This window comes from Microbacterium sp. CFSPD4_SD4, assembly GCF_057364585.1.
This window is the reverse complement of sequence record NZ_JBNFOC010000009.1, coordinates 20,890-45,910: the sequence shown is the minus strand read 5'-3', so window position 1 is coordinate 45,910 and position 25,021 is coordinate 20,890. Positions and strand designations below refer to the sequence as shown.

The window sequence follows — 25,021 nt, the reverse complement described above, 5'->3', positions numbered from 1 at the left end:
ACGTGCTCCTTTTGACGACGGATTCGAAAAGGGTGTTCCTATCGGCCCAGGCGCGCGGTCGAATTCCGTGGTCAGTCGCTCCCCGGTGGTTGTCCACCCAGACGCCAGTCGCGACGGTTACGAGCATAGCCGATGCGCGACGCCGCGCACGCGGTCGTTTCGGGCATCGTGCCCACCGTCTGCAGAATCGTTTCGATCCCCCTGTTCCCCTGCGGCGTTTCGTTGGCTAGGTTTTGTTCATGGTCCTACCTCTTGATCTGCCCCTCGTCCCCGCTCCGGTGTCCGCGAAGGCCAGGGAGGGACGTCTGCCGCTCGCCGCGACGACGCGCGTGCTCGGCACCTCCCCCGCCGCCGGACAGCTGATCGACGCCGTCGAACGCCGCACCGGCCTCCGCCTCACCGCGGTGGACTCCGGCCCCGCCGAGATCGAGCTGTTCGTCGACGCGGCCTCGTCCGCGCCGGAGGGCTACACGCTCGAGGTCGGCGACCGCGCCATCCTCATCGGCGCCGATGAGGCGGGGCTCTTCTACGGGGTCCAGACGCTGCTGCAGCTGCTCCGGGAGGACGACGCCGGCTGGGCGCTGCTCCGCGCCGACATCGCCGACGCCCCGCGCTTCGCCCGCCGCGGCGTGATGCTCGACGTGGCGCGGCACTTCTTCGGGGTCGACGACGTGAAGCGGTTCATCGACAGCACCAGCGCGCTGAAGTTCAACCACCTGCACCTGCACCTCACCGACGACCAGGGCTGGCGCGTGCACATCGATTCCTGGCCGCTGCTCACCGAGCGCGCCGCCGCCACCGCGGCCGACGGCGCCCCCGGCGGCTTCTACACCAAGGACGACTACCGCGAGATTGTGGCGTACGCGGCGGCGCGCCACATGATCGTGATCCCCGAGGTCGACCTCCCCGGCCACACCCACGCGATCGGCGTGGCCTATCCGGAGCTGGTCGAGGCCCCGGTGCTGAACGACGCGCTGGTCGCCCAGTCCGAGCAGCTCGGCCAGCCGCTCCCCGTGGCCGGAGAGCCCTACCTGGGCTGGGGCGTCGGGCACTCCAGCGTGCGCATCCACGAGGAGGAGACGTACCGGTTCGTCCGCGACGTCGTCCGCGAGCTCGCCGAGATGACCCCGGGGCCCTACATCCACATCGGCGGCGACGAGTCCCTCGGCACGCCCCAGGCCGACTTCGACCTCTTCGCGGAGCGCGCGACGGCGATCGTCGTCGAGGAGGGCAAGACCCCGGTCGCGTGGCACGAGATGGGGTCGGCGGCCGGCATCGCCCGCGGCACGATCGGGCAGTACTGGGGCATGACGACGCCGACGGGCACGCATGCCGAGGAGGCCGCGCACTTCGTCGAGCGCGGCGGAGCCCTCATCATGTCGGCGGCGGATGCGACCTATCTCGACATGAAGTACACGGCCGAGTTCCCGCTCGGACTCACCTGGGCCGCCATCATCGACGTCCGCCGCGCGTACGAGTGGGAGCCGACCGCCGTCCTCGACGTGCCGGACGAGGCGATCCTGGGGATCGAGGCGCCGCTGTGGTCCGAGACCACCCGCACGCTCGATGAGGTGGAGCAGCTCGTGTTCCCCCGTGCCGCCGCGCAGGCCGAGATCGCCTGGTCGCCGCGCGAGGGCAAGGGCCGCACGTGGGAGTCCTTCCGCGCCCGGGTCGGCGCCCTCGCGCCGCTGTGGAAGGCTGAGGGGGTCGATTTCCACCCCGCCCCCGAGATCCCCTGGAGCGCCCGTTGAAGACCCTCTCCTCCGCGACCGGTTCCCTCGTCATCCACTCCGCCCGCCTCGTCGATCGCGGGGAGATCGTCGAGGACGGCTGGGTGCGCATCGAGGACGGCGTCGTGGCGTCCCGCGGCACCGGAACGGACTGGGAGCCCGCGACGGAGGTCGTGGACGCGACCGCCGTGGCGGGCGCGGGCGCGCTGCTCACGCCGGGCTTCGTCGACATCCACGGTCACGGCGGGGCAGGTGCGGCGTACGACGACGGGGTGGACGCCATCCGGACCGGGCGGGATCTGCACCGCGAGCACGGCACCACCAGGGCCGTCATCTCGCTCGTCACGGGCACGATCGACGACCTCGCCCGCAGCGTCGCCCTGATCGCCACCCTGACCAGGACCGACCCGGACGTCCTCGGCTCGCACCTGGAGGGCCCGTTCCTCGACCCCGGGCACCACGGCGCCCATGAGCCCTCGCTGCTGCGGCACCCCGTCCCGGCCGACGTGGCCCGTCTGCTGGATGCCGGAGAAGGCACCGTCCGTCAGGTCACCATCGCGCCGGAGCTCCCCGGAGGGATCGACGCGGTCCGTCAGATCGTCGCGGCGGGTGCCGCGGCCGCGGTGGGGCACACCGACGCCGACGCCGCGATGGCCGTCGCCGCCTTCGAGGCCGGTGCCTCGCTGCTGACCCACGCGTTCAACGCGATGCCCGGCATCCACCACCGCGCGCCCGGACCGGTGCTGGCTGCGGCCGCCGACCACCGGGTGATCCTGGAGGCCATCGCCGACGACGTGCACCTCGACCCGCACGTCGTCAAGCTCGTGTTCGACGCGGCGCCGCAGCGCGTGGCGCTCATCACCGACGCCATGGCCGCGGCCGGGAGCGCCGACGGCAAGTACGACCTCGGTGCGGTCAAGGTCACCGTCGAGAACGGCGTGGCCCGCGCCGACGACACCGGCTCGATCGCCGGCTCCACCCTGACCCAGGACATCGCGCTGCAGCGGGCGGTGGCGGCGGACGTGCCGCTGCCGGAGGTCGTGCGGGCGCTCACGGAGACCCCGGCCCGCGCGATCGGACGTGACGCCCACCTCGGCGCGCTGCGCCCCGGCCTGCTCGGCGATGCGGTGCTCCTGGACGCGGAGCTGCGCGTCGCGCGGGTCTGGACGGGACCGGCGCTGCCCGCCTAGGACGACAGCGCTCCGCGCGACGCGCAGCACTGCGGTCTCCGGTCGATCGGACGAGACGGTGTCACCGGACTCCCCAGATCGGTGACGTGCGTCTCGCAGGTGTGGGAGTGGTGGGCCGCCGTTCTCCCCAGATCGGCGGCCCATTCCCTCCCGCTCGAGCGGGCGGGGCCGGGAGCTCCTCCCCCGAGGATCCCGACCCGCCCACTGGTGCAGTACCCCCCGCACCAGCGCCGGAACTCCGCCCCCCGGTGGAGTCCATTTCGGCTGTCTCTACCGGAAGAGACGAGGGTGCCCCCGGTTCATTACGCGGTTCTCCGAAAAAGTTTGAGAATTCTTCGCCGCTCCCTTCCGCGGGCGTCGTCACCGCGCTCGAGGAGCCGATCCCGAGCATCGGCTCCGAGTCCGTCCTGGGGCTGGCCAGCATGCCGATTTCGCGAGACAATGGAGGGACCGCGTAATGAAAGACGCCTTCTCGCGTCTCTCCTCCTGGGGACGGTTGTGTGCCCCGGGACCAGATGGATGACCGTGCACCGAGAGAACACCACACCAGACGACACCATCGGCGATGCCGACCTGATCCTCCGCGTCCGCTCCGGCGACAAGGGGGCGTTCGGGGAACTCTGGAGGCGGCACTACCCGTCCGGAATGGCGGTCGCACGCTCGGTGACCTCCTCGATCGATCCGGACGACCTGGTGCAGGAGTCCTACACCCGCATCTACCAGGCGATCCTCAAGGGCGGCGGCCCCAACGGCTCGTTCCGCGCCTACCTCTTCACGAGCATCCGCAACACGGCGGCCGCCTGGGGACGAGCACGCCGCGAGACCGCGATCGACGAACTCGACACGGTCGCCGACCCGGACAGCACCGAGCACGCCACGAACGAGGCGCTCGACCGCAGCCTCACGGCCCAGGCGTTCCGCAGCCTTCCCTCCCGGTGGCAGGAAGTGCTCTGGTACACCGAGATCGAGCAGATGAAGCCCCAGGAGGTGGCTCCGCTCCTCGGCATGAAGGCCGGCGCGGTGTCGCAGCTCGCCTTCCGGGCCCGCGAAGGGCTCCGCGAGGCGTGGATCCAGGCGCACCTGCGCAGCGCGAGCCCCGGCTCCGAGTGCCAGTGGACGATCGAGCATCTCGGCGCCTATTCGCGCGGCAACCTCGCCACCCGCGACCACCGTCGCCTGGAGTTGCACCTCGACGAGTGCGCGCGCTGCATGATCGTCGCCGCCGAGGCCAAGGACGTCTCCAAGCGCCTCGCCCTCGTGCTGCTCCCGCTCGTCCTCGGCGCCACCGGCGCTTCCGGGTACCTCGCCGCCCTCCAGGGCGGTGCACCGGTCCTGGCGGTGGCGGGCGCGGCGTCCACCATCCCCGGTGCGGTGTTCGTCGGCGACGGCGGCATCGGACAGGCCGCGGCGGCCACCTCCGGGGTCGGCGCCGCGGGTTCGGGAGCGGCTCCGCCGGCGGTGCGGGCGACGGCGGCGAGCACGGGCGGCGTCTTCACGGGCATGGGCGCCGTCGTCGGCGCCGGGTCGGCGGCCCTCGTGGTGGCCGGAGTCGTCGCCGCGGCGGCCATCGTCCCCGGGCTCGCGGGCGCGAACCCCGCGACCTCCCTGCCCAGCGCCTCGGACACCGACCCGTCGTCGATCACGACCGACATCGCTCCCGACTCCTCCCTCGACCTCGACGAGCCCGTGGTGATCGAGACGCCGGATGCCACGCAGCCGCCGTCTCCCCCGGCGGAGGAGGAGGCGGCTCCGCCGGTCTCTTCGGAGACCGGACCCGACGCGGCTCCCGCTGCCCCGGTGACGACTCCTGCAACGCTGCCCGAGGCGACGCAGCCGCCGGTCGTCCCCGAGAACCCCGACACTTCGCCGAAGCCTCCCGGGGAGCCCAGCGAGCCCCCTGTCCCGACTGACCCGCCCACATGGAGCACCGCTGCTTTCTGGCTTGATGACAACTTTAACTGGCACTACGTCGTGCCGGTCGCGGGTGCGCCGGGCACCATCGTGCAGGCCCTCCTCGGCGGCGAGGAGGGAGGCAGGGTCGTCCTCGGCGACGACGGCACGGGCACCATCGAGCTCCGCCCGTCGTGGGACCAGTTCTGGCAAGCCAGCCTCGTACCGGTGACGTTCCGGTACCTCTTCCCGTCCGGTGAGGCGGGCCCCTCGGTCGATACCACGCTCTACGCGTTGGAGCCCCAGGGCGCGGGCGCGGATGAGCGCACGGCGGCTTCTGCTCCCGTCGAGCAGACGGCAGTCGTCATCGACGAGGCCGAGGCGGCGACCGCTCCGGTCGAGGCTCCCGCGCCCGACGCGGCCTCTGAGGAGACCGCGACACCGGTCGAAGAGGTCGCAGCACCCGTCGAGGCCGCTCCGGCACCCGCAGAGGCCACGCCGACGGAGCCCGCACCGGCCCCCGAAGCTGCACCGGCTGCGCCCGCCCCGGTCGAGGACCCCGCCGCATCGGAAGCCCCGGCCGAGGACGCCCCGCCCGCGGAATAGACTGGTCGTATGACCCCGGATTCCGCCCCTGTCGCCGGCGTCGACCGTCCGGCCCTCACGGCCCTCGACATCGTGCGCGTCGTCGTCCTCATCGCGGCGATCGCCTCGCTCGCCCTGTGGGGGTTCGCGAGCTGGGACCTGCCGTGGAACGTCGTGATCGGCGTCGGCGCCCCCGTCGTCGCCCTCCTGCTGTGGGCGCTGTTCCTCTCCCCGCGCCCGGTGCTCCGCGTGCACCCCTTCCTCCGCGCGGTCGTCGAGCTCTTCATCTACGTCGGCGTGACCATCGCGTGGTGGTCCATGGGCCAGGCCCTCATCGGCACGGCGTTCGCGCTGGTGGCCGTCGTCGCCGGGGTCCTCAGCGGACGCCGCGCGCTGGCATGAGCGCACGGTCGTGAGCGTCGTCTCGCTGCTCCGCGACGCCCTCGGGGCGCGCGTGGACGTCAGCGAGCAGGCGCGGCGCGAGGCCAGAGCCGACCGCTCCGGTCATGCCGCGGTGGGCCTCCCCCTGGCCGTCGTCCATGCCGAGAGCGTGGACGACGTGCAGCAGACCCTGCGCATCGCCACGGCCACGCGCACGCCCGTCGTCGTTCGCGGTGCCGGGACCGGGCTCGCCGGGGCCGCCAACGCCGGTGAGGGGGAGATCGTCCTCTCCCTCCGCCGGATGGACGCCGTCCTCGAGGTGCGGCCGGACGACCTCCTCGCCGTGGTCGAGCCCGGCATCCTCAATGCCGACCTCAACGCGCACCTGGCGGCCCAGGGACTGTGGTGGCCGCCCGACCCCGCCAGTCGTGACATCTCCACCGTCGGCGGCAACATCGCGACCGGAGCCGGCGGACTGCTCTGCGCGAAGTACGGCGTCGTCCGCGATGCGGTCCTCGGCGTCGATCTCGTCCTCGCCGACGGACGCCTGCTCCACCTCGGGCACCGCAGCGTGAAGGGCGTGACCGGGCTCGACCTCACCGCCCTCGTCGTGGGGTCGGAGGGAACGCTCGGCGTCGTCGTCGGAGCCACGCTCAAGCTGCGCCGCCTGGTGCCGGGCGAGACCTGCACCGTGACGGCGACCTTCCCCGGCGTCCGGGCGGCGGCCGCAGGCTCCGCGGCCGTGACCGCCGCGGGGATCCAGCCCGCGATCATGGAGCTCATGGATGCCGCGAGCCTCGCCGCCGTCCACGCCCTGCTCGCCCTCCCCGCGCCGACCCCGGGCGCCGCACAGCTGACGATCCAGACCGACGGCCCGGCCGCGCGTGCGGAGGCGGACGCCATCGCCGCGATCCTGAGCGCCCACGAGGGCGTCCCCGTGGTCTCGCACGACCCCGTCGAGGGCGATCGCCTGCTGGCGATCCGGCGGTCGATGCACGCCGCGATGGCGTCGCTGGGGACCACCCTCATCGAGGACGTCTCGGTGCCGCGGAGCGCCATGCCCGCGATGTTCGACGAGATCGCCCGGATCGAGCGCCAGTTCGACATGGTGATCCCGACCGTGGCCCACGCCGGCGACGGCAACCTGCACCCGAACTTCATCTTCGAGGGTCCGGAGACCCCGCCGCAGGTGTGGGCGGCGGCCGACGAGCTCTTCCGCGCCGCGATCCGGCTGGGCGGCACCCTCACCGGCGAGCACGGCATCGGCGTCCTCAAGCGGCGCTGGCTGGCCGACGAGCTCGGCGACGACCAATGGCGCCTCCAGCGCGACATCGCCGCGGTGTTCGACCCCCTCGGCATCCTCAACCCCGGAAAGGTCTTCTCTCCCGATGCCTGACATCCACGTGAGCGCGGCCGTGATCGTCGATGCGGAGGGGCGGGTCCTCGTCGTCCGCAAGCACGGCACCACCCGCTTCATGCAGCCCGGGGGCAAGCCGGAGCCGGGCGAATCCCCCGTCGAGACCCTCATCCGCGAGCTGCACGAAGAGCTCGGGCTCGAGCTCACGGACGCCGACCTCCGGCCCCTGGGGCGCTTCGTGTCGGCGGCCGCCAACGAGCCGGGGCACCGCGTGGTGGCCGACGCGTTCTCGGCCTCGATCGATCCCGACGGGATCCGCGTGCAGGCCGAGCTCGCCGAGCTGCGCTGGATCACCCCGGAGGACGCCGCGGCGCTCCCGCTGGCCCCGCTGAGCGTCGAGCATCTGCTGCCGCTCGCGTGGCCGGCCGGAGCGCGCTAGCGCCTCGGATCAGATGCCCTGCCAGGCCGGCTTGTTCGCGAACGTGTAGCGGTAGTAGTCGGCGAGCTGCAGCTTCGACGCGGCGGCCTCGTCGACGACGATGGTCGCGTGCGGGTGCAGCTGGATGGCCGAACCAGGCAGCAGGGCCGTGAGCGGCCCCTCGACCGCACCGGCCACGGCCTCGGCCTTGCCCGCGCCGAACGCCAGCAGCACGAGGTGACGCGCTTCCAGGATGGTCCCCAGCCCCTGCGTGATGCAGTGCATCGGGACGTCGTCGATCGAGTCGAAGAACCGGGCGTTGTCCTCGCGGGTCTGCTCCGTCAGGGTCTTCACCCGGGTGCGGGAGGCGAAGGAGGACCCGGGCTCGTTGAACCCGATGTGCCCGTCGGTGCCGATGCCGAGGATCTGCAGGTCGACCCCGCCGGCCGCGGCGATGGCCGCGTCGTAGTCCTCACCCGCGTGCTGGATGGTCGCCTCCGCGCCGTTCGGCACGTGGATGCGCTCCGGGTCGAGGCCCAGCGGCTCCACCACCTCGCGGGTGATCACCGAGCGGTAGCTCTCCGGGTGGGAGGGGTCGATCCCGACGTACTCGTCGAGTGCGAAGCCCCGCACCTGCGAGACGTCCCGGCCCGCGAGGCGGCTGCGGAGAGCCTGGTACACCGGCAGCGGCGTGGAGCCGGTCGCGAGTCCGAGCACCGCGTCGGGGCGGCGGTCGATGAGCTCGACGATCTCGGTGGCGACCAGGGCCCCGGCGGCCTCGGCATTCTCGACGATGACGACCTCAGCCATGCGGAACGATCTCCTTCTCAGAAATGGATGCGCCCACCAGAGCGGCGCCGAAAGCGGCGGCGGGGGAACCCGCGGGGAGCAGTTCGATTCTCTCATCCAGCCGCAGGGACTTCAGGAACGGTGACGCCTGGGCACCCGCCTGCAGGGCCGCGCGGATGCCGTCCGCGAGACGACCGCCGAGCGCGGTGAGACCGCCGCCGATGACCACCGTCTCGACGTCGGCCGAGAGCACGAGCACGCGCACGGCCGCCGCGGCCCCGAAGAAGAGGTCCGCCTGCAGGGCGAGGGCGTGCGGATCGCCGGCGTCGGCCGCCTCCACGATGTCCTTGACCGGGAGCGCGCCGGGGCGTCCCCAGGCCTTGGCCAGCGCCCCGCCGCCGCAGAACGTCTCCACGCAGCCGCGCTGTCCGCAGCCGCACAGACGCCCGCGGGGGTCGACGGAGAGGTGCCCGACCTCGCCCGCGGTCCCCCGCGCCCCGCGCCAGATGCGGCCGTCGATGACGATGCCGGCCGCGACGCCGGTGCCGAGGTTCAGGTAGGCCATCGATCCGGCGACGTCGCTCAGGACGGCGGCGCCGAGCGCGGCCGCCTTCACGTCGTTCTCGACCCGGAAGGGGACGCCCAGCGCCTGCTCGGCGCGCGCCGCGAGGTCGAGGGATTCCACGCCGAGGTTCACGGCGTGCAGCACACGTCCGGTCTCCGCGTCCACGAGGCCGGGGATGCCGATGCCGGCGGATCCGACGGCGGACAGCGGCAGCCCGCTCTCCTCGGCGAGCGTGGCGACGGTCGAGACGATGCTGTCGACGACGGCGTCCTCTCCCCACCCTGTCGGGCGGCGGAGGCGGGCGAGGATCGTCCCCGCCGGGTCGACGGCGACGGCGTCGATCTTCGTGCCGCCGACGTCGAGGCCCACGCGAAGGGGCCGACCGGCGCGGTCGGCGGAGGCGGGGACGATCATCGGATGCCGTTCCCGGTCATGGTCGCGAAGATCACGACACCCCCAGCTGCCCGGAGAGCACCATCACCGCGGCGCCCCGGAGCACGATGTCGTCCTGGCGGGTGAGCCGCACCATGACGTCCTCGAAGACGCCCTCGAGCGTGCGGGCGTGGAGCGTCTCGACGGCCGCGTCGATGAGCGTGCCGTCCAGCAGCTCGGCGGGTCCGGAGAGCACGACCTCGGACAGGTCGAGGGCGGCGACGATCGGGGCGATCGCGATCGCCATGCGGGTCCCGGAGTCGCGGAGGATCTCCTCGCGCGCGGCCGGGTCGGCGTCGATCGCCTCCTGCATGCGGCTCACGCTCAGCCACGCCTCCAGGCAGCCGATCTTGCCGCACGCGCAGCGGGGGCCGCCGTCCGTGCCGACGACGACGTGACCGATCTCCCCCGCCGCGAAACGGCTGCCGAGGAGCGGCTGGCTGCCGGTGATGAGCCCGGCACCCACGCCGCGGCCGATCTTGATCAGCATGAAGTCGGCTTCCGCCTCGCCGAACGTGTACTCCGCGAGCACCGCGGCGTTGGCGTCGTTGCGCGCCAGCACGGGGAGGTCGAGCTCGGCGCTGAGCTTCGCCTCCAACGGGAAGTCAGTCCAGCCGAGGTTGGGCGAGCTGAGGACGAGGCCGTCCGGGCGCACGACACCCGGGGTGCCGATGCCGACGCCGAGCACCGGCTGCGTGGCGATCTCGACGAGGGTCTGCGCGAGGCCGCGGAGGGCGTCGTACGCGGCATCGCCGTCGGGCGTCGCGGGACGCGGGACCTGACGCCGCTCCAGCACGTCGCCGTCGAGGCTGAGCACGGCCCCCTCGAAGGCGGTCGGACCGGACAGGTCGAGTCCGATGATCTGATGCCCCACGCGGTCGATGTCGATGAGGATCGGCGGCTTTCCGGGGCCCACCGCCTCGCGGACGCCGATCTCGACGACGATGCCGTCGGCGATGAACTCCGCGACGAGGTCGGAGATCGTGACGCGCGTGAGGCCGGTCTCGCGGGAGAGGTCGGCGCGGCTCATCGCCCCCGAGTGATAGAGCGTCTGCAGCACGAGGGCGCGGTTATGACCGCGCGCGTGCTCGGGGAGCACCTTGGTGCGCGAACGGAGATGCCGCGCGGGGCCGAAGGCGTGCGCGTTCGCGGCGACGAAGTCTGTCGTCGCCGCGGGGCGCTGATCATCCGAAACGGACATGTTTGTTAGTAGACCTTACGAACAGGAATTGTGCAACTGTTCCGCGCGATTCCGCGGGCAGGGTTACCGAAACGTGACATCACGCCGACCGCGGATCCTCGTCAGCGGCCCGGCGGAGGAGGCGCTCGACGAGGCCGGCGACGATCGCCTCCCGCGTCTCCACGGTCATGGGCTTGCCGGGGACCCCCGGGCGCCGCTGCTCGGGCGACGGACCGTCCAGCGGACGATACCGCACCCCCGCCGCGGCGAGGCGCCGCAGGTGCGTGGGCAGCCGCCGCGCGAAGTCGGCGAACGGGGCGGGCTCTCCCCCGTCCCAGAGCCGCTCCGCGATCGCGGCGAGACGCGGGAACATCGCGAAGTCGACCCGGTCCCTGCTCGGCAGGTGCTCCGTCCACACGTTCGCCTGCCCGCCGACCGCCCCCTCGACGACCTGGAAGGAGTACGCGCGCTCGATGGTCAGCGGCGGACCGACGCGGATGGGCTCCTCGGTCGATTCCGACTGCGGGTAGTCGAGGTAGACCTCCAGATCCGGACACCCCACGACCGGGATCCCCCGGCGCAGCGCCTCGCGCATCGCGACCGGTCCGCGCCAGGCGAGGATGCGGACGCCGTCGGGCACGTCGCCCTCCAGCACCTCGTCCCAGGCCAGCGCGGTCCGACCGCGGCGGCGGACGTGGTCGACGAACTGCGCCGTGAACCACGGCTGCACGTCTGCGCCGTGGCCAGCCCCAGCTCCTGCATGCGCGCGGCGGCGGCCGCGCTCTCCGCCCACTCGGTCACCGGGACCTCGTCCCCGCCGATCCCGATCCACAGGGACGGGAACACGTCGCACAGCGCGTCGATGGCGGCACGGCCGAAGGCCAGCGCCTCCGGAGTCGGCGCGAGGGTGCGGGCATTCACGCCGAAGCGCTCCCACGGCCCGGTGGGCGGCGTCCCGACGTCGCAGTTGCCGAGCTCCGGATAGGCGGCGAGCGCGGCCTGGATGTGTCCCGGCAGCTCGACCTCGGGCACGAGGGTCACGAAGCGCTCCTCCGCGTAGCGCACGAGATCGCGCAGCTCGGCGGAGGTGTAGAAGCCCTCGTGCACGCCGGGCTCGACCGTGGCCTCCGGTCCGTGACCGCGTTGGGTGGCCTCGCGCCGCGCGCCGACCTCGGTCAGGCGCGGGTAGCCGGGCACCTCGAAGCGCCAGCCCTGATCGTCCGTCAGGTGCAGGTGCAGGATGCTGAGGTGGTGATCGGCGAGCAGGTCGATGAGGCGACGCACGTCCTCCGCACGGCGGAAGTGCCGCGCCACGTCGAGCATCGCTCCGCGCCAGGCGGAGGCGGGAGCGCCCTCCCAGCGCCCGGCCGGGATGATCGCGGGGAGGGCGGGGTCGTGATCCGGGTCGCGGAGCTGCCGGAGCGTGGTCGCGCCGCGGAAGACCCCCTCCGGCGTCGCCCCCGCGATCTCGATCCCGGAGGCCGTCACGGTCACCCGGAAGGCCTCGGCACCGTGGCGCCCCGAGGCGGCGGCCGCGGCGCCCAGCTCCTCGTCGATCACGAGGCGGATCGCGGGCAGGGTGTCGTCCGCTCCCCCGCCGCCGAGCCGTGCGACCGCGGCCGCCAGCTCCGGCGCGCCGAGGATCGGAGTCGAGGGCGTCCACCGGAAACCAGGCGCCAGGGAGTCGATCTCTGCGGGGATGTGCGGCACCGTCGCCCGCGGCGCGGACGGAGGCATCCGCAGCGCACGGCCGGCGACGGCACCCGTGGGGGCGCCGTCGATGAGGACCGGCACACCGCCGACGAGCACCTCATGCACGCCCTGCGGCGCGCCGTGCGGGTCGTCGAAGGTGGCTCCGGCTGCGATCGTCTCCGGGTCGAAGAGCACCAGGTCGGCGGTGGCGCCCTCGCGGATCACGCCGCGCGGTGCGTCACTGCGGTCGAGGCGGAGGCGGGCGGCCGGGTTGCCGGAGAGATGACGCACCGCTTCCTCGAGGCTCAGCACCCCCAGCTCCCTGACGTAGTGCCCGAGGTAACGGGGGAACGTGCCACGGCCGCGCGGGTGCGGGCGCGCGCCGATGAGGATGCCGTCGCTGCCGCCGGAGTGCCGGGGGTGCCGCATGATGGCGCGGACGTTGTCCTCGTCGCCGATGTGCATGAGCACACCCGTGGCGCCGGCATCGGCGAGGATCGTGTCGATCACGACATCGACGGCGCGCTGCCCGGTCTCCGCCGCGATATCGGCGATCGTCCGGCCGACGAGCCCGGCCAGATCGGGGTGGGCGGTCCCGGAGATCTGGATCGCCGACCAGTCCGCCGCCTCGCCGTGGAACCCGTCGCAGCCGATCTCCTCCAGCTCGACCCGGACCGCCTCGCGCCCCTCGGCGTCGAGGGCTGCCAGGACGCCGAGCAGGTCGCCGGTCGCCGCCAGCCGGCTCGGCAGGAGCGCGGCGAGAGTCGTCGCCCCCGGGAGATAGGGGTAGGTGTCCAGGGTCACGTCGACGCCGTCGGCCGTCGCCGCGTCGACGAGCGCCAGCAGCTCGGCGGCGCGACCGCGGTTCGGGGCGAAGTTCATGGTCGCGTGGGTGAGATGGACCGGGCACCCGGTGCGGCGGCCGATCTCGATGGCCTCGCGGTACGCGTCCAGCGCCGCCCGCCCGTAGCTGCGGGTGTGCGGCGCCCAGTAGCCGCCGCGCTCCGCCACCACCCGGCAGAGGGCTTCGAGCTCCGCGGTGTCGGCGTACATCCCCGGGGTGTAGGTCAGGCCGCTCGACATGCCGAAGGCCCCCGCGTCGAGGGCCTGCCCGAGCAGGTCGGCCATGGCCGCGATCTCGGCAGGGGTCGCCCGGCGGTCGTCGTGTCCGACCACCATCATCCGGAGGTTGCCCTGCGGCACCAGCACCGCGGCGTTGGCCACCGCGGCAGCGTCGATCGCCCGCAGGAGGTCGTCCATCGACCGCCACGGGACCACGGCCGGCCGCCCGTTCCAGCCCGCGATCTGCGCGGGGATGACGGCGGCTGTCGCCTCGTCCAGCGGCGCGTAGCCCAGGCCGTCCTGCCCGAGCACCTCGGTCGTGACCCCCTGACGGATCTTGGCGTCGTGCGCGGCCCCCTGGAGCACCGCGAGATCGCTGTGCGCGTGCATGTCGATGAAACCGGGCGCCAGGACGAGGCCGGACGCCTCGACCTCGACCGCGCCGTCCGGCAGCTCGAGAGTCGTCCCGTCGCCGTCGCGGACGACGGCGACGACCCTGCTCCCCTCCACCGCAACGTCCGCGACGACGCGCGGGGCACCGGTGCCGTCGACGACGGTCGCCCGACGATAGACGCGCACCAGGCCGGCCGCGGCCTTCTCGGCGCTCAGAAGCATGTCGCAACCGCGTCGATCACCCGGGGGTCCTCGGCGTCGGGGTCGTCGATCACGGCGACGACGCGCCACTTGTCGAACGCGGTGCACGGATGCGAGAGACCCAGCCGCACGACCTCGCCGACCGCGACGGTCGCCCCGTCGGCGGGCCGGAGGAAGGCATGCTGGTCGTTCAGGGCGGTCACGGCGCCGGCGACCGACTGCGGCACCGGGAGGTCGATGTCGAACGGCACGTCTCGCCGCCCGGCGTCGAGCAGGGCGAGGCCGGGTTCGGGCTGCGAGACCACCCGTGACCACGCGTGCATCGCAGAGCGCAGCGGGGCGGTGTCCGTCAGCGGACCGAACGGCGACATGCGGGAGTAGAAGCCGTCGTCGTGGATCTGGAACGCACCGGAGCGCAGAACGACCTCGGCGTCCCCTCCCGCGGCGCCGAGGACCGCGGCGGCGCGATCGGGGAAGGAGCTGCCCCCCGCGCTGAGCACGGGGCGGACGCCGTCGGGGTAGTCGAGACGGTTGTGCAGCTCGACGAGCGTGGCCAGGAAGCCGTCCACCGCGGCGACCGAGGCCGCGGAGCGATCGGGACCGAAGGGCCCCTCGTAGCCCGTCACCCCGGCCAGGCGGAGACCAGGGTCATCCGCGATCGCCGCGGCGATGCGCTCACCCTCCGCCACCGTGCGCGCGCCCGTCCTGCCCTGCGCGCCGCCGAGCTCCACGAGCACGTCCAGCGGTCGGGGGGCGCCGGCGAGGGCGTCGGCGAGGATCGCGACACCGGCGAGGGAATCCGCGCCGCAGAGGATCCGCAGGCCCTCGTCGGCCGCGAGCATCGCTCCGAGCTCCCGGGCCGCGGCGCCGTCCGTCACCCCGTTGGCGATGAGCACCGTAGGCACACCGGCGTCGACGGCCACGCGGGCCTGCCAGGGTGTGGCGACCGAGATCCCCCAGGCTCCCGCGTCGAGCAGCCGCTGCCAGAGCGCGGGCGCCATGGTGGTCTTGCCGTGGGGGGCGAGGCGGACGCCCTCGCGCGCGGCCCAGCCGAACACCGTGTCCTCGTTGTGCGCGATCGCGTCGGCGTGCACCGTGAGCACCGGGGTGCCGAGGTCCGACAGGTGCAGACCGGCCGCGCCGACCTCCGACAGACGCAGCCCCGCGGCGTGCGCCGCGAACCCCTTCGCCCAGGCGCCGAGGACGGGATCCGGAATTTGTAGAGGCATCTAACAAGGCTACTAGGCTGGCGGCATGACCGCGAAGACACGAGTTTCCACCGACGCCGCCCCTGCTCCCGCGCACACCTTCTCGCAGGGCGTCCGCAAGGGCCCGATCGTCCAGATCTCCGGCCAGGGCCCCGTCGACCCGCAGACCAACGAGTACCTGTACCCGGGCGACGTCGCGGCGCAGACCACCCGCACGCTCGAGAACGTCAAGGCCATCGTGGAGGCCTCCGGCGCCACGTTCGACGATGTCGTGATGCTGCGCGTGTACCTCACCAAGCGCGAGGACTTCCCGATCATGAACGAGGCCTACGGCGCGTTCGTCGAGGCCCACACGACCAGCGGCGTGCTGCCCTCCCGCACCACCGTCTTCACCGGACTTCCCCGCGAGGAGATGCTCGTCGAGATCGACGGACTCGCCGTCGTCGACTGACCCCCGACACCCCTGGCGAACGGGGAGGCACCTTATCAGGACCGTTGCCTCCCCGTTACCAGCCATCCCGTACCATGGACGACAGGACACGTCGAGACTGCGGGGGGTGTAGTTCGTGACCGATCTGATTTCCACGCCGGGCACTGCGACGGGGGCACAGCCCGACGATGCGACACCGACGAGCGTTTTGACGCCGGAGGCGGCGACCGACACGGCCCCGCCGCAGACCGGCGAGCAGCCCCTCGCCTGGGCTCCCGTCGAGCCCGCCCCGAAGAAGCGCCGCCTCGGCCTGTGGATCGGTCTCGGCCTCGGTGTGGTCGCGCTCGGCGCCGGCGCCGCCTCGATGATCCTCATCGCCCCCGGCACCACCGTCGCGGGCATCCCGGTCGGCTGGATGACCCCCGGGGCCGCCGCCGATGCGATCAGCTCCCGCCTCGCGCAGACCGAGGTGACCCTCACGGGCGAGGGCGACGACGCCGTGCTCACGGGCGCCGACCTGGGCGCGACCGCCGATGCCACCGCCCTCGCCGACGCCGCGTTCGCCGCACACCCGATGTGGAACCTCGGCGCGTGGATGGGCGACCCCGTGCCGGCCGACATCGTGCTCGACCAGGAGACCGCCGCCGCAGCGCTCCGCAGCGCCGTCCCCGGCAGCTTCGTCGACCCGGTCAACGCCGGAGTGGTCTTCGACGCCGCGAAGGGCACCTACGCCGTCACGCCGTCCACGCCAGGGACGGGCATCGACGTGACCGCACTGAACGCGGCCTTCGTCGAGGCCGTGGGCGACGGCCGCACGACGTTCGAGTACCCCGGTGGTCCGGCCGAGGCCGCGCCCGCCGTGTCCGACGACGACGCCACGGCGACCGCGACCACGCTCAACACCATGCTCTCGACCATCGGCTTCTACGTCGGCGAGGAGCGGACCGTCCCGGTCTCCCCCGAGGTCGCTGCTTCCTGGCTGACCGTGGTCGACGACGACGGCCAGCTCCGCATCGAGGCCGACCCCGAGGCGATCCAGGCCACGGTCGACACGCTGCCCGCCGCGGTGGACCGCGCCCCCGTCGACGCGACCAACATCGTGGACTCCGCGGGGAACGTGCTGCGCGCCGAGAAGGAGGGCGCCACCGGACGCGCCCTCGGCGACACCGCGGACATCGCCGACGACTTCGCGACGCAGCTCGCCGCGGGAGACGGCGTCTTCGCCCTCTCCGTGACGGAGACCCCCTTCGAGACGACGAACCTGTTCCGCCGCGCCGAGATCAACCTCAGCACGCAGCGCGCCTACCTGTTCGAGAACGACAAGGTCGTGCAGTCCTGGGCGGTGTCGACCGGTCTTCCCGGTACGCCCACGCCGACCGGCAACTTCAAGGTGTTCGCGCACACCGCCATCCAGGACATGGGCTGCTACGAGGGCGCGCCGTACTGCACCGAGGACGTGCCCTGGATCACGTGGTTCGCCCCGAACATCGGCTTCCACGGCACCTACTGGCACAACAACTTCGGCAACCGGATGAGCCACGGCTGCGTGAACCTGCCGATCGACCTCGCCAAGTACGTCTACGACTGGTCCCCCGTGGGCCTCGAGGTCTCCGTCTACAACTGATCCGGAGCCCTGCACCGGGCGAAGCCGGCTGGGGAAGACAGCAGAAGGGGGCGGATGCCGCAGCATCCGCCCCCTTCTCGTCGTCTCAGCGCAGGGCGTCGACGATCTCGTTGAGCGTCGTGGACGGGCGCATGACCGCCTCGACGAGCTTCTCGTCCGGACGGTAGTAGCCGCCGATCTCCACCGGGGAGCCCTGCACCGCGTTCAGCTCGGAGACGATCGTCTCCTCGTTCGCGGCGAGCTTCTCGGCGATGGGCGCGAAGGCGGCGGCGAGCTCCGGGTCCTTCGTCTGCTTCGCCAGCTCCTGCGCCCAGTACAAGCCGAGGTAGAAGTGGCTTCCGCGGTTGTCGATCGTGCCGAGAGCGCGGCCGGGCGAGCGGTCCTCCTCGAGGAAGGTGCCGGTCGCGGCGTCGAGCGTCTCCGCGAGCACGCGGGCCTTCTCGTTGCCCGTGCGGTCGGCGAAGTGCTCGAGGGAGGCGGCCAGCGCGAAGAACTCGCCCAGCGAGTCCCAGCGCAGGTAGTTCTCCTCGACCAGCTGCTGCACGTGCTTCGGAGCCGAGCCGCCGGCGCCCGTCTCGAACAGTCCGCCGCCGGCGAGCAGCGGCACGATGGAGAGCATCTTGGCGCTCGTGCCGACCTCGAGGATCGGGAACAGGTCGGTGAGGTAGTCGCGCAGCACGTTGCCGGTCACCGAGATGGTGTCCAGACCGTGACGCATGCGGGCGAGCGTGTACCGCGTCGCCTCCTCCGGCGCGAGGATCGTGATCGTCAGGCCCTTGGTGTCGAGCGTGGCGAGACCCTGGTGCACCTTCGCGATGATCTGCGCGTCGTGCGAGCGGTTCGCGTCGAGCCAGAACACCGCCGGGGCACCCGTCGCGCGCGCGCGGCCGACCGCGAGCTTGACCCAGTCCATGACCGGGATGTGCTTGGTCTGCGTCGCACGCCAGATGTCACCCTTGCCGACCTCGTGCTCGATGAGGACGGTGCCCTCGCTGTCGAGCACCTGGACGATGCCGTCCGCCGCGATCTCGAACGTCTTGTCGTGGCTGCCGTACTCCTCGGCCGCCTGCGCCATGAGACCCACGTTCGGCACGGTGCCGATGGTGGCGGGGTCGAGCGGGCCGTTCGCGATCACATCGTCGATCACGGCCTGGTAGACGCTCGCGTAGGAGGAGTCGGGGATGACCGCGATCGTGTCGGCCTCCTCGCCGTCCTTGCCCCAGAGCTTCCCGCCGTTGCGGACGAGGGCGGGCATGGATGCGTCGACGATGACATCGCTCGGCACGTGCAGGTTCGTGATCCCCTTGTCGGAGTTCACGTACGAGAGGCGCGGCCCCTCGGCGATGGCCTTGTCGAACGCCGCGGCGATCTCCTCGCCACCCGCGACGGTGGCCAGGCCGGCGAGGATCGAGCCGAGGCCGTCGTTCGCGCTGAGCCCGGCCTCGGCGAGCTGGGTGCCGTACTGGTCGAAGACGTCCTTGAAGAACGCCTTCACGACGTGACCGAAGATGATCGGGTCGCTGACCTTCATCATCGTGGCCTTGAGGTGCACCGAGTAGAGCACGTCGTCGGCCTTGGCCTCCGCGAGGGTGTCGGCGAGGAACGCGTCCAGCTCCTTCGCGGACAGGAACGTCGCGTCGATGATCTCGCGCGGGAGGACCTTGAGCCCCTCCTTGAGGACCGTGACGGTGCCGTCCTTCGCGGTGTGGCGGAAGGAGAGGACGTCGTCGTGAGCGGCGACCCACGAGCGCTCGTTGTGCTTGAAGTCGTCGTGGCCCAGGGTGGCGACGCGGGTCTTGGAGCCCTCCGCGAACGGCTTGTTGCGGTGCGGGTGCTTCTTGGCGTAGTTCTTCACCGCCAGCGGCGCCCGGCGGTCGCTGTTGCCCTCGCGCAGCACCGGGTTCACGGCTGAGCCCTTGATGCGGTCGTAGCGGGCGCGGATGTCCTTCTCCTCCAGCGACGAGGGCTCGTCCGGGAAGTCGGGGATGTCGTACCCCTGCTGCTGCAGCTCCGCGATGGCCGCCTTGAGCTGCGGGATCGACGCCGAGATGTTCGGCAGCTTGATGATGTTGGCCTCGGGGAGGGTGGCGAGGCCGCCCAGCTCCGCCAGCGCGTCGCCGACCTGCTGCTCGGGGGTGAGCTTCTGCGGGAAGGCGGCGAGGATGCGGCCGGCCAGAGAGATGTCCCGCGTCTCGAACTCGATGCCCGCCTGGCCCGTGTAGGCCTGGACGATCGGCAGGAACGAGGCGGTGGCCAGTGCCGGTGCCTCGTCGGTGTAGGTGTAGATGATGGCGTCGTCGGTCACCGGGAGGTTCTCCGTTCACGAGGTCTATTTGTCTCGATACCAAGATACCTGAGCGGGGTCGGCCCCGAAGCGGCGGCCCCGAGGGAGGCGCCCGGTCCGTGAAAAGTCCTCCCGAGTGATGAATGCGGTGACCGGAGGGGCTAGCCTGGGGACATGTCCGAACTGCGCATGGTCGAACTCTCCGCCGCGACGATCGTCGCCGTGAACAACCTGTCGCTCAAGCCCGGACAGGAGCAGTTCCTCGCCCCCGTCTCGTACGGCATCGCGGCCACCGTCATCAACCCGCAGACCTCCTGGCAGCGGGTGATCCTGGACCGCAACGAGGTCGTGGGCTTCGTGAGCGCCAACTTCGACGACGAGGCCCCGGAGGAGCACTTCCGCTCCGTGCTGTGGCGCATCAACGTCGACGCGGACGACCAGGGTCGCGGCGTCGGCCGCTTCGCCGTGGAGAGTCTCATCGACGAAGCACGCAACCGCGGCGTCGACCATGTCAACGTCATCTACGAAGCCGGCGAGGACGGCCCGGAGGCGTTCTTCCGGCGCGTCGGCTTCACCCCCGTCGGCGAGACGGCCTACGGCGAGGTCATCGCCGAGATCCGGGTCCCCTCCTGAGACCGGCGGCGGGGTCTCGAATCCCCTCCCCCATCGAGACTCCGTCGCCCTCGGATTCCACCGGGCGGCGCGAGCTCGATCCCTCTCAGCGCTGACCACTGTCGCCGGGAGGCGTGCCCTTCCCCCGACGGCTGTTCCACGCGGCGAGCGCAGACGCGGCAGCTCCGGCCGCCCGGTCGATGGCCTCCGCAGACCGGTGCAGCATGTCCTGCGCGGCGTCCTGCCAGGCCGGAGTCGGCGGCGCCTCCCCCGTCTGCACCTTCGCGGCGTGCTCGGCGGCCTCGAACGCCCGCTCCAGCTCGGCGACGGCGTCGCGGTAGGCCGCGTACTCGGCGGCGGTCACGCGGCCCGTCGTCTGCCGACGCGCCTCGACCGCCGCGCCGGCGGCCCGGAGGTAGGCGGCCGTCTCCGGGCGCTTCACGTCCGTCATCTCGGGGTAGGTGATCTGCAGCGCGGGGTCGGTCTCGTATCGCATCCACCGCGCCGTCACTGCCTCGTGCTCCGCGTACAGGCGCTCCAGCGGCCGCGGGGCGGAGCCGGCGGGGATCGCGGCGCGAGCCGCGTTCAGCCGGACTCGTCGGGCGCGGACGTCGGCCGCCGCCGCCCTGGCATCGCGTTCGCGCTCCTTGAGCATGCGCCGGGCGCCGGCCACCTGCTCGGCGCTCGCGCGCTGCGCGGCCCGCTCGGCGGAGACCCTCGCGAGGTCGGCTCGTGCCACTTTCAGAGCCGTCCGTCGGACCACCGCGCGCTGCTGGGCCTCACGGAGGTCGTGCCGCGCGGCGTCGTACTCCAGTCGGCGGCCGCTGCGGGTGTTCCGACGACGCACCCCGATCGCGCCCGCGGTCACCCCGGCGGCGGCGGTCGGCGCGAGCCACCACCACTCCGCGACGAGGAGGAAGGGGTCCATCCTTCGATGCTACCGACCGCGGCGCGCCCGCGCCCGGACGCAGCGGCCCCGGCATCCGTGCGGATGCCGGGGCCTCAGTCGCGTCACGACGTCAGACGAGCGTCTCCTGCCAGGCCGCGTGCAGCTGGGCGAACTTCCCGGTGCCGCCGATCAGGGCGGCCGGGGTGTCGTCCTCGATGATCCGGCCGTGCTCCATCACGAGCACACGGTCCGCGATCGCCACCGTCGAGAGCCGGTGCGCGATGATGATCGCCGTCCGGTCGGCCAGCAGCGTCTGCAGCGCATCCTGGATCAGCCGCTCGGACGGGATGTCCAGCGAGGCCGTCGCCTCGTCGAGGATCAGCACCGCCGGGTCGGCGAGGAAGGCGCGGGCGAACGAGATGAGCTGGCGCTGCCCCGCCGAGACACGACCACCGCGCTTGTTCACGTCGGTGTCGTACCCGTCCGGCAGCGCCGAGATGAACGCGTCGGCGCCCACCGCCCGTGCCGCCTCGCGGATCTCGTCGAGCGTCGCGTCCGGGCGCCCGAGCGCGATGTTGTCGGCGACGGTCCCGCTGAACAGGTACGCCTCCTGCGTGACCATGACGATCGCGCGGCGGAGATCCTTCGGGTGCAGCGACCGCAGATCGACGCCGTCGAGCGTCACCGTCCCCGCGGACGGGTCGTAGAACCGCGAAATGAGCTTGGCCAGCGTGGACTTGCCCGCCCCCGTCGTCCCGACCAGCGCGATGGTCTGCCCGGCCGGGATGTCGAGCGAGAAGTTCGGCAGGATCGTCTTGTCCTCGTTGTACGCGAACGTGACCTCGTCAAAGCGGATGTGCCCGCGGGACTCCCAGAGGTCGACCGGCTTCTCGGGGTCCGGCACCGTCGGGACCTCCTCCAGGACGCCCGACACCTTCTCCAGCGCCGCGGTGGCGGACTGATAGGAGTTGAGGAACATCGCGATCTCCTGCATCGGAGCGAAGAAGTTGCGCACGTAGAGCACGGCGGACAGCAGCACGCCGACCGTGAGCGCTCCCTCCGAGACCCGGATGCCGCCCCACAGCACGACGACGCCGAGCACGAGCGCCGCGACGCCCATGAGGCCCGGCTCGAACGTGCCGAACAGCAGCATCGAGCGACGGTTCACGTCCCGGTACTCGCCGGCCACGCCCTGGAAGGCCTCGTCGTTGCGCGGCTCCTTCCGGAAGGCTTTGACCGCGCGGATGCCCGTCATGGTCTCCACGAACTGGACGATCACCTTCGCGCTGATCACCCGGGACTCGCGGTACACGAGCTGCGAGCGCGAGTAGAACCAGCGCATGAGGAAGAACAGCGGGACGCCGCCGATCGCGAGGATCAGACCGGACTGCCAGTCCCACACGCACAGCGCGATGAAGGTGAAGACGCCGAAGAGCACGCCGGAGACGAGCTCGTTCAGGCCGCCGTCGAGGAGCTCCTTGATGGAGTCCAGGTCGCTCGTCTGGCGCGAGATGATCCGCCCCGAGGTGTACGACTCGTGGAACTCCAGGCTCAGGCGCTGGGTGTGCAGGAAGATGCGCTTGCGCAGGTCCAGCAGGACGGCCTGGGTCAGCTTCGCCGCGATGATGACGTACCAGGCGATGAGCACGGCGGCGAGAGCACCCGCGAGCAGGTAGATCCCGCCGACGACGAACGTCGGCATCCAGTCGGCGTCGTCGAGCACCGCGGGGAGCGCCCGGTCGAGGCCGATGCTGATGAGGATCGGCCCCGCCACCTGCAGCGCCGTCGAGATGACGAGCACGGTCGCGGCGAGCACGATCTGCGGCTTGAGCGGACGCACGAGCGAGCCGAGCAACCGCAGCGAGCGGCGGCGGATCGCCCTGCTCTCCTCCGTGGTGAGGCGGGAGCGGTCCTCGTCCTGGGTTCCGGTGAGGGAGCTCATCGCTGCACCTCCTCTCCTGCGAATCGGGGGGCGCCTCCCGGCGCCTCGTCATCGGCCTCCTCGCGGATGCCGTCCTGCACGGTCTCGTGGATCTCGGCCTGCTCGTCGCGGATGATCGGGATGGCCCCGGTGCGGGCGGCCTCCTCGGCCTCCAGACTGGAGATGACATGCCGGTAGTGCCGGCTCGTCCTCAGCAGCTCGGCGTGCGTGCCGACGGCGGTGATCCGGCCGTCCTCGAGCAGCGCCACGCGGTCGGCGAGGGCCACGGTGGACGGACGATGCGCGACGATCATCGCGGTGGTGTCGGCGAGCACGTGCCGCAGCGCCTCCTCGACGAGCGCCTCGGTGTCGACGTCCAGCGCCGACAGCGGGTCGTCGAGGACGAGCACGCGGGGGTTGGCGGCCACGGCGCGGGCCAGGGCGAGCCGCTGGCGCTGTCCGCCGGACAGGCTCAGTCCCTCCTCGCCGATCACCGTCTCGACACCCTCGGGGAGTGTGTCGACGAAGGCGGCCTGCGCCACGTCGAGCGCCTCGCGCAGGACGCGCTCGGCTTCGGGGCTGTGCACGTCGAGGTCGGCGCGGCCGAGCAGGACGTTCTCGCGGACCGACGCCGAGAAGAGCGTCGCGTCCTCGAACGCCATCGCGATGTGCTCCCGGAGCTCGGCGAGCGTCAGGTCGCGCACGTCGACGCCGTCGAGCGTGACCCGGCCTCCCGTCACGTCGTACAGCCGCGTCGGCAGCGTCGTCAGCGTGGTCTTGCCGCTGCCGGTGAGACCGACGAGCGCCATGGTCTCCCCCGGCCGCAGCACGAGGTCGATGCCGTCGAGCAGGTCCCGCTCGTCGGCGGCCGCGTCCTGGTACCGGAAGTGCGCGTTCTCGAACGCGAGCTCGCCGCGGGGGTTCTCGATGTGCACCGGGTTCTCCGGATCGGTGATGGTGTTCGTCTCCGAGAAGATGTCGAAGACGCGGTCCGTCGCCGTGCGCGCGTCGAGCATGAACGAGAACAGGAAGCCGATCGACTCGATCGGCCAGCGCAGCACGACGGCCATCGCGAAGAAGGCGAAGAGCTCCGCCGACGTGATCGCGTCCTGCGAGATGAGCCAGATGCCCGACATGAGGCTGAGGCCGAAGGCGATCTGCGGCATGAGGTCGAGCCAGAACCAGATCGAGGCGATGGCCCCGGCCTTGCTCATCTCGGTCTCGCGCAGCGTCTCGGCCTGACGGCTGAAGCGACGGAGGGCGTGCGTGCCGCGGCCGAACGCCTTGAGCACGCGGATGCCGTGCACGCTCTCCTCGACGCTCGTGGCGAGATCGCCCGCCTGGTCCTGGCTGCGGCGGGTGAGCGCGCCGTAGCGCTTCTCGAAGAGGTAGCCGCGGATCCACAGCGGGACCGCCGTCACGAGGAAGATCGTGCCCAGCAGCCAGTGCCACCGGAACAGCAGCACCGAGCCGATGAGGATCGTCAGCACGTTCACGACGAGGAGCACGAGGCCGAAGGCGAGCCACCGGCGGATGAGGCCGATGTCCTGCATCATGCGGCTCAGCAACTGCCCGGACTGCCACCGGTCGTGGAACGCGACGGGAAGCGTCTGCAGGCGCGCGTAGAGCTCGGTGCGCATGCGGTACTCCACCTGCGTGGCGGGGAAGAGCACGAACTGCCGGCGGAGCCACACCATGAGCGCCTCGCCGAGGCCGAGGGCGAACACGGCGAGCGCTCCCCAGATGATCGCGTCGAGCGCTCCGGACTGCACCGGCCCGCCGATGATCTGCTCGAGCACGATGGGGATCATCAGGGCGATGAGCGCGGCCGCGAGCGCGCTGGCGGCACCGCCGGCGAGGCGCCAGATCACGGGCTTCACGAACGGCTTGAGCCGCCACAGCGCGGCGGGCGTGGAGAGGGAGGACGAGGGGGACGGGTTCTGCGCGGAAGACGAGGAAGACATGTCTCTCAGAGGAGTCGAAGGGGAGAAGAGCGGGGAACGGATGCGAGAGCGGGCTCACGGAGCCCGGCATCCGGTGCAGAAGAGGGGCGGAGGCTCTAGGAGAGCGGGCGCGCCGGGGTCGAGCCGAGGGTGGCGATCCGCGCGGTGGCGATCGTGGTCATGGTGTCCTCCTCAAGGGCTCGGCGAGGTCGTCCGGTTGGCGCGACAGCCCATCAGCCTATTCC

17 protein-coding genes, 1 pseudogene and 1 riboswitch are annotated in these 25,021 nt (G+C 72.1%); of the genes and pseudogenes, 9 read left to right on the top strand and 9 right to left on the bottom strand.

Annotated elements, in window-relative coordinates:
• Positions 1 to 37 precede the first annotated feature (37 nt).
• A riboswitch (ZMP/ZTP riboswitch) is annotated at positions 38 to 122 on the bottom strand.
• Between the two features lie 117 nt (positions 123 to 239).
• The 6 genes from AC2W7E_RS13155 to AC2W7E_RS13130 all read left to right on the top strand — a co-directional run bounded on the left by AC2W7E_RS13155 (position 240) and on the right by AC2W7E_RS13130 (position 7,572).
• The gene (locus AC2W7E_RS13155; protein ID WP_249520776.1) at positions 240 to 1,751 is read left to right on the top strand and encodes a family 20 glycosylhydrolase; all 1,512 of its coding nucleotides are present in this window, start codon (positions 240 to 242) and stop codon (positions 1,749 to 1,751) included.
• Positions 1,748 to 2,920, top strand: coding sequence for an N-acetylglucosamine-6-phosphate deacetylase (locus tag AC2W7E_RS13150; protein ID WP_025103801.1), 1,173 nt, complete (start codon positions 1,748 to 1,750; stop codon positions 2,918 to 2,920). The genes AC2W7E_RS13155 and AC2W7E_RS13150 overlap by 4 nt, the downstream gene beginning before the upstream one ends.
• Before the next feature lie 519 nt (positions 2,921 to 3,439).
• Positions 3,440 to 5,416, top strand: a complete 1,977-nt coding sequence (locus AC2W7E_RS13145; RefSeq protein ID WP_485989291.1) for a sigma-70 family RNA polymerase sigma factor — start codon at positions 3,440 to 3,442, stop codon at positions 5,414 to 5,416.
• A gap of 9 nt (positions 5,417 to 5,425) precedes the next feature.
• A complete protein-coding gene (locus AC2W7E_RS13140) occupies positions 5,426 to 5,797 on the top strand; it encodes a YrdB family protein (protein ID WP_062766298.1) in 372 nt (123 codons plus the stop codon).
• A 10-nt stretch (positions 5,798 to 5,807) separates the two neighbouring features.
• Positions 5,808 to 7,172 (top strand): FAD-binding oxidoreductase, encoded by a 1,365-nt coding sequence (locus tag AC2W7E_RS13135; RefSeq protein WP_025103798.1) that lies wholly within the window; start codon positions 5,808 to 5,810, stop codon positions 7,170 to 7,172.
• A complete protein-coding gene (locus AC2W7E_RS13130; RefSeq protein WP_485989290.1) occupies positions 7,165 to 7,572 on the top strand; it encodes an NUDIX hydrolase in 408 nt (135 codons plus the stop codon). Before AC2W7E_RS13135 ends, AC2W7E_RS13130 begins: the two co-directional genes overlap by 8 nt.
• A 9-nt stretch (positions 7,573 to 7,581) precedes the next feature.
• Here the strand turns inward: AC2W7E_RS13130 and nagB are convergent, their stop codons facing one another.
• From nagB to AC2W7E_RS13105, 5 genes and pseudogenes are all read right to left on the bottom strand, one after another.
• Positions 7,582 to 8,361 (bottom strand): glucosamine-6-phosphate deaminase, encoded by a 780-nt coding sequence (nagB, locus tag AC2W7E_RS13125; RefSeq protein WP_025103796.1) that lies wholly within the window; start codon positions 8,359 to 8,361, stop codon positions 7,582 to 7,584.
• Positions 8,354 to 9,319 (bottom strand): ROK family protein, encoded by a 966-nt coding sequence (locus AC2W7E_RS13120; protein ID WP_485989289.1) that lies wholly within the window; start codon positions 9,317 to 9,319, stop codon positions 8,354 to 8,356. The genes nagB and AC2W7E_RS13120 overlap by 8 nt, the downstream gene beginning before the upstream one ends.
• 31 nt (positions 9,320 to 9,350) lie before the next feature.
• The gene (locus AC2W7E_RS13115; protein WP_025103794.1) at positions 9,351 to 10,538 is read right to left on the bottom strand and encodes an ROK family transcriptional regulator; all 1,188 of its coding nucleotides are present in this window, start codon (positions 10,536 to 10,538) and stop codon (positions 9,351 to 9,353) included.
• Positions 10,539 to 10,617: 79 nt separating this feature from the next.
• Positions 10,618 to 13,661 (bottom strand): annotated as a pseudogene (locus AC2W7E_RS13110) (family 20 glycosylhydrolase).
• Between the two features lie 215 nt (positions 13,662 to 13,876).
• Complete coding sequence (locus AC2W7E_RS13105) at positions 13,877 to 15,094, bottom strand: type III PLP-dependent enzyme domain-containing protein (RefSeq protein ID WP_485989288.1); 1,218 nt, start codon at positions 15,092 to 15,094, stop codon at positions 13,877 to 13,879.
• A 25-nt stretch (positions 15,095 to 15,119) separates the two neighbouring features.
• Between AC2W7E_RS13105 and AC2W7E_RS13100 the strand changes: the two genes are divergently transcribed.
• Together AC2W7E_RS13100 and AC2W7E_RS13095 are read left to right on the top strand one after the other, a co-directional pair.
• Positions 15,120 to 15,524: a RidA family protein gene (locus tag AC2W7E_RS13100; RefSeq protein WP_485989286.1), complete on the top strand. Its 405-nt coding sequence runs from the start codon at positions 15,120 to 15,122 to the stop codon at positions 15,522 to 15,524.
• Positions 15,525 to 15,639: 115 nt separating this feature from the next.
• Positions 15,640 to 17,127, top strand: a complete 1,488-nt coding sequence (locus AC2W7E_RS13095; RefSeq protein WP_485989285.1) for a L,D-transpeptidase family protein — start codon at positions 15,640 to 15,642, stop codon at positions 17,125 to 17,127.
• Positions 17,128 to 17,212: 85 nt separating this feature from the next.
• On the opposite strand, the gene AC2W7E_RS13090 is transcribed toward AC2W7E_RS13095, so the two are convergent.
• Positions 17,213 to 19,432 carry an NADP-dependent isocitrate dehydrogenase gene (locus AC2W7E_RS13090; protein WP_025103789.1) on the bottom strand — a complete coding sequence of 740 codons (2,220 nt, stop codon included), beginning with the start codon at positions 19,430 to 19,432 and terminating at the stop codon, positions 17,213 to 17,215.
• Between the two features lie 153 nt (positions 19,433 to 19,585).
• Here AC2W7E_RS13090 and AC2W7E_RS13085 point away from each other — a divergent pair, with 153 nt between their 5' ends.
• A complete protein-coding gene (locus AC2W7E_RS13085) occupies positions 19,586 to 20,044 on the top strand; it encodes a GNAT family N-acetyltransferase (RefSeq protein ID WP_025103788.1) in 459 nt (152 codons plus the stop codon).
• An 85-nt stretch (positions 20,045 to 20,129) separates the two neighbouring features.
• On the opposite strand, the gene AC2W7E_RS13080 is transcribed toward AC2W7E_RS13085, so the two are convergent.
• The 3 genes from AC2W7E_RS13080 to AC2W7E_RS13070 all read right to left on the bottom strand — a co-directional run bounded on the left by AC2W7E_RS13080 (position 20,130) and on the right by AC2W7E_RS13070 (position 24,797).
• A complete protein-coding gene (locus AC2W7E_RS13080; RefSeq protein WP_136052733.1) occupies positions 20,130 to 20,951 on the bottom strand; it encodes a hypothetical protein in 822 nt (273 codons plus the stop codon).
• A 91-nt stretch (positions 20,952 to 21,042) separates the two neighbouring features.
• Complete coding sequence (locus tag AC2W7E_RS13075; RefSeq protein WP_060923216.1) at positions 21,043 to 22,854, bottom strand: ABC transporter ATP-binding protein; 1,812 nt, start codon at positions 22,852 to 22,854, stop codon at positions 21,043 to 21,045.
• Positions 22,851 to 24,797, bottom strand: coding sequence for an ABC transporter ATP-binding protein (locus AC2W7E_RS13070; RefSeq protein WP_085606835.1), 1,947 nt, complete (start codon positions 24,795 to 24,797; stop codon positions 22,851 to 22,853). Before AC2W7E_RS13070 ends, AC2W7E_RS13075 begins: the two co-directional genes overlap by 4 nt.
• Positions 24,798 to 25,021: the final 224 nt, after the last annotated feature.